At 71.4% G+C, this 5,149-nt stretch carries 4 protein-coding genes; all 4 read left to right on the forward strand.

Annotated features, from left to right (window positions below; genetic code table 11):
* Positions 1-363: 363 nt before the first annotated feature.
* Genes Q0112_RS04710 through Q0112_RS04725 form a run of 4 tightly spaced genes read left to right on the forward strand, consistent with a single transcriptional unit; the run spans position 364 to position 5,009 of the window.
* Positions 364-1,926, forward strand: a complete 1,563-nt coding sequence (locus Q0112_RS04710) for an ABC transporter ATP-binding protein (RefSeq protein WP_297972129.1) — start codon at positions 364-366, stop codon at positions 1,924-1,926.
* Positions 1,916-2,992: an ABC transporter permease gene (locus tag Q0112_RS04715; RefSeq protein WP_297972131.1), complete on the forward strand. Its 1,077-nt coding sequence runs from the start codon at positions 1,916-1,918 to the stop codon at positions 2,990-2,992. The genes Q0112_RS04710 and Q0112_RS04715 overlap by 11 nt, the downstream gene beginning before the upstream one ends.
* The gene (locus Q0112_RS04720) at positions 2,992-3,912 is read left to right on the forward strand and encodes an ABC transporter permease (RefSeq protein WP_297972134.1); all 921 of its coding nucleotides are present in this window, start codon (positions 2,992-2,994) and stop codon (positions 3,910-3,912) included. Before Q0112_RS04715 ends, Q0112_RS04720 begins: the two co-directional genes overlap by 1 nt.
* Before the next feature lie 20 nt (positions 3,913-3,932).
* Positions 3,933-5,009 (forward strand): BMP family ABC transporter substrate-binding protein, encoded by a 1,077-nt coding sequence (locus Q0112_RS04725; RefSeq protein ID WP_297972137.1) that lies wholly within the window; start codon positions 3,933-3,935, stop codon positions 5,007-5,009.
* The last annotated feature ends 140 nt before the right edge of the window (positions 5,010-5,149 follow it).

The raw sequence follows: 5,149 nt of genomic DNA on the forward strand, positions 1-5,149 counted from the left end.
TGATCAAGGCGGGAACCGGGCGGGCGCGCGAGGTGCACCCGGCGACCTGGCTGGTTGCGGCGCTCTTCCTGATCCGCTTCGCCTTCTTCGCGGAGTGAGGTGGGCCCGGCGAACGCCGGGCGACGCCACCAGGATGCGACCCTGCCCGAGGCGGGCAGGGCACCGACGGCACGGACCCGCGGTCCGGGACGGGAGGCTCCAGCAGGCCCCCGCGCCCCGGATCGGCCTTCAGGCAGCGCCACCCCCGCACCGGCTGGCCCCGCCTGCGGGCGCGGCCGATCTCCCCTTCGGGGACCGGCGGGGATATTCTCGGCGAAAGACCACAGGAGCGGCGCAAGTCCGCCAGGGAGAGGAGAGACAAGAATGTCGGAGGACCGACTCGAGCTTCGGGGGGTGACCAAGGCCTTCCCCGGCGTGCTCGCCAACGACCACGTGAGCTTCGCCGTCCGGCCGGGGGCGATCCACGCGCTGCTCGGCGAGAACGGCGCCGGCAAGTCGACGCTGGTCAAGATGATCTACGGCGTGCTGCACCCCGACGAGGGCGAGATCCGCTTCGACGGGAAGCCGGTGACGATCCCGAACCCGAAGGCGGCGCGCGCCATGGGGATCGGCATGGTCTTCCAGCACTTCTCGCTCTTCGAGGCGCTGAGCGTGCTCGAGAACATCGCCCTCGGCCTCGACGAGCGGCTCTCGCCCGCCGACCTCGAGCGGCGCATCCGCGAGGTGCTGGCGCGCTACGGGCTGACGCTCGACCCGCACCGCACCGTCGCGACGCTGTCGGTCGGCGAGCGGCAGCGGATCGAGATCGTCCGGGCGCTGCTGCTCGATCCGAAGCTCCTCATCATGGACGAGCCGACGAGCGTGCTGACCCCGCAGGAGGTGACGCAGCTCTTCGAGACGCTGCGGGCGCTCGCTGCGAGCGGCTGCTCGATCCTCTACATCAGCCACAAGCTGCACGAGATAAAGGCGCTCTGCGACAAGGCGACGATCCTGCGCGGCGGCAAGGTGGTGGGCGACTGCGTGCCGGCCGAGGAGAGCTCGCGCTCGATGGCCGAGATGATGATCGGCGGCAGCCTGCGCGACATCAAGAAGGCCGCCGGCCGCACCCTCGGGGCGCCGAAGTTCGTCGTCGAGGGGCTGAGCCTCGAGGGGACGGGCGACTTCGACGTGGCGCTGAAGGGCATCGGCTTCTCGGTCGGGGCGGGCGAGATCCTCGGCATCGCCGGGGTCGCCGGCAACGGGCAGAACGAGCTCGTCCTCGCCCTCTCCGGCGAGACGCCAGGCGAGGCGGCGGCGGTCCGGCTCGACGGCACGCCGATCGGCGCGCTCCGCATCGGCGAGCGGCGCCGGCTCGGCCTCGCCGCCGTGCCCGAGGAGCGCAACGGCCACGCGGCGGTGCCGGGCTTCAGCCTCGCCGACAACGCGGTGCTGACCGCGCGCGGGCGCAAGGGCCTGGTCAACCGCGGGGTGATCGCCGCCGGCAAGGCCGCCGGCTACGCCGAGGAGGTGATCCGCGCCTTCGCGGTGAAGGCGACCGGCCCCGCCGCCACCGCCGGGTCGCTCTCGGGCGGCAACCTGCAGAAGTTCATCATGGGCCGCGAGGTGCTGCAGGTGCCGGAGATCCTCATCGTCTCGCAGCCGACCTGGGGGGTGGATGCGGGCGCGGCGGCGGCGATCCACCAGGCGCTGGTCGATCTCGCCGCGCGCGGCTCGGCGATCGTCGTCGTCAGCCAGGATCTCGACGAGCTCTTCGCGCTGTCGGATTCGCTGGCGGTCATCAACGAGGGGCGCCTCTCGCCGAAGCGGCCGATCGCGGACTTCTCGCTCGAGGAGATCGGGCTGCTGATGGGCGGGGTGCACGGCGAGGCGGACCAGGGCGCGCATGTCGCCGCGGCGCCGGTGGTGGAGGCGAGCCATGCTCATTGAACTCGAGAAGCGCAAGGAGCCGAGCAAGGCGATGGTCTACCTCACGCCGCTCATCGCGGTGGGGCTGACCATGGTGGTGGGGGCGCTGATCTTCTCGGCGCTCGGCTACGAGGGGGCGCGGGCGGCCTGGGCGATGTTCGTCGCCCCGCTCGTCGACCCCGGCAAGTGGGAGGACCTCGGCCTGAAGGCCGCGCCCCTGGTGATGATCGCCGTCGGGCTCTCGATCGGCTTCCGCGCCAACGTCTGGAACATCGGCGCCGAGGGGCAGTATGTCGTCGGCGGCCTCGCCGGCACCGGCGTGGCGCTCGCCACCTGGCACCTCGACGGCGGCTGGTGGGTGCTGCCGCTCATGTGCCTCGCCGGCGCGGTGGCGGGCGCGGCCTATGCGGCGATCCCGGCCATCCTGCGCACCCGGCTCAACGTCAGCGAGATCCTCTCGAGCCTGATGCTGACCTATGTGGCGATCCAGCTGCTCTACTGGCTGATGAACGGGCCGTGGAAGGACCCCGAGGGGTTCAACTTCCCGCAGTCCCGCCTCTTCCAGGACTTCCAGACGCTGCCCTTCATCTCCGGGGTGGGCTATCTCAACGTGCCGCTCTCGCTCGTCATCGCGCTCGCGGTCTGGTTCGTGATGGCGCGGACGACCTTCGGCTTCCAGATCCGCACCGTCGGCGCGGCGCCGCAGGCCGCCCGCTACGGCGGCTTCAGCCAGGAGCGCACGGTCTGGTGGTCGCTCGTCATCGGCGGGGCGCTGGCCGGGCTCGCCGGCATCTTCGAGGCGGCCGGGCCCTTCGGGCAGATGGTGCCGCAGTTCCCGACCGGCTACGGCTTCACCGCCATCATCGTCGCCTTCCTCGGGCGGCTGCACCCGATCGGCATCGTCATCCTCGGCGGCCTGGTGCTCGCCGTCACCTACGTCGGCGGCGAGTCGGCGCAGGCGACGCTCGGGCTGCCCAGCTCGGCCACCGGCGTCTTCCAGGCGATGCTGCTCTTCTTCCTGCTCGCCACCGACATCCTCATCACCCACCGGCTGAAGTGGCGCCGGTCCGCCGAAGGGAGCGCGTGATGGACGCCATGTGGTTCTCGGTCGCGATGACGATCGTCGCCGCCTCGACGCCGCTCCTGCTCGCGGCGCTGGGCGAGCTGGTGGTGGAGAAGGCGGGCGTGCTGAACCTCGGGCTCGAGGGGATGATGCTGGTCGGGGCGGTGACGGGCTTCGCCGTCACCTTCGCGACCGGCGCGGCGCTCGTCGGGATCGTCGCCGCCATGCTGGCGGCGGTGGCGGCCTCGATGATCTTCGCCTTCCTGACGCTGACGCTCGCCTCGAACCAGGTGGCGACCGGGCTGGCGCTGACCATCTTCGGCGTCGGGATCTCCTCGATGATCGGCGAGGGCTTCGTCGGCAAGACGATCCCGGTCCTCGGGCCGGTCTTTCCCGAGGCGCTCGCCGGGCATCCGTTCCTGCGGCTCCTCTTCGGGCATTCCCCGCTCGTCTACGTCTCGCTGGTGATGACGGCGGTCGTCGCCTGGTTCCTCACCCGCTCCCGCGCCGGGCTGATCCTGCGGGCGGTGGGCGAGAACGACGCCTCGGCGCATTCGATCGGCTATTCGGTGATCGGCGTGCGCTATGCGGCGGTCGCCTTCGGCGGCGCGATGGCTGGTCTCGCCGGCTGCTTCTACTCGATGGTGCAGACGCCGATGTGGGCGGAGGAGCTGACCGCGGGGCGGGGCTGGATCGCGCTCGCGCTCGTCGTCTTCTCGGCCTGGAAGCCCTGGCGGCTGCTGCTCGGGGCGTACCTCTTCGGCACGGTGATGACGCTCGAGCTGCAGGCCAAGGCGGCGGGGGTCGGAATCTTCGCGCCCGAGTTCCTCGCGGCGCTGCCCTATCTTGCCACGATCCTCGTCCTCGCGCTTATCTCGTCGAGGAGGTCGGTCGGCGCCGCGGCGCCCGCCTGCCTCGGCCGGCCGTTCAAGCCTGCAACGTAACGACAACAGGGAGATTTCCGATGACACTGATGACCCGCCGCTCGCTGCTCAGGACGGGGGCGGCCGCCGCGGCGCTGCCGCTCGTCGCCGGCCGCGCCTTCGCCCAGGAGCCGCTCAAGGTCGGCTTCGTCTACGTCGGCCCGGTCGGCGACTTCGGCTATACCTATGCCCACGACCAGGGGCGGCAGGAGGCCGACGCCCACTTCGGCGACCGGATCCGCACGACCTACGTCGAGAACGTGGCCGAGGGGCCGGACAGCGAGCGGGTGATCCGCAACCTCGCCGAGGACGGCAACCAGCTGATCTTCACCTGCTCCTTCGGCTTCATGAACCCGACGATCAAGGTGGCCAAGCGCTTCCCGGACGTGAAGTTCGAGCATTGCTCGGGCTACCAGCGGGCGGAGAACGTCGCGACCTACAACGCCCGCTTCTACGAGGGGCGCGCGGTCTGCGGCACCATCGCGGCGAAGATGTCGAAGTCGGGGGTGGCGGGCTACATCGCCTCCTTCCCGATCCCCGAGGTCGTCTCGGGCATCAACGCCTTCACGCTGGCCGCGCGGCGGGTGAACCCGGCCTTCCAGACCAAGGTGGTCTGGGTCTCCTCCTGGTACGACCCGGCCAAGGAGGCGGACGCGGCCAAGGCGCTCTTCGACCAGGGCGCGGACGTCATCGCCCAGCACACCGACAGCCCGGCGGCGCTGCAGGCGGCCGAGCAGCGCGGGCTCTGGGCCTTCGGCCAGGCCTGGGACATGTCCTCCTTCGCGCCCAAGGCGCATCTGACCGCGATCCAGAACCACTGGGGCGCCTACTATATCGAGCGCATCCAGAAGACGCTCGACGGCGCCTGGGAGAGCGGCGACGCCTGGTGGGGCTTCAAGGAGGGGATGCTGAAGATGAGCCCCTTCAACCCGGCGATCCCGGCGGACGTCATCGAGGCAGCGAACGAGACCGAGGTCGGCATCGTCGACGGCTCGGCCCCGCCCTTCGCCGGGCCGATCGTCAACCAGGCCGGGGAGGAGAAGGCGGCGGCCGGCTCGGCGCTCGACGATCCGGCGATCCTGTCGATGGACTGGTACGTCGAGGGCGTGCAGAGCTGAGCCGCCGCCCGCCCGGTCGCGGGCGCCGCCGCCCGTGACCGATCCCGCCATCGGCTATTCCTCGCGGGGCCCCCCGGCGCCGCGGACGCGCCCGTACCGCCGCCGCAGCGGGAACGGCGGCAGCCAGGCCTCGCGGCGGA

This window comes from uncultured Amaricoccus sp. (assembly GCF_937858865.1).
Classification (GTDB): Bacteria; Pseudomonadota; Alphaproteobacteria; order Rhodobacterales; family Rhodobacteraceae; genus Amaricoccus.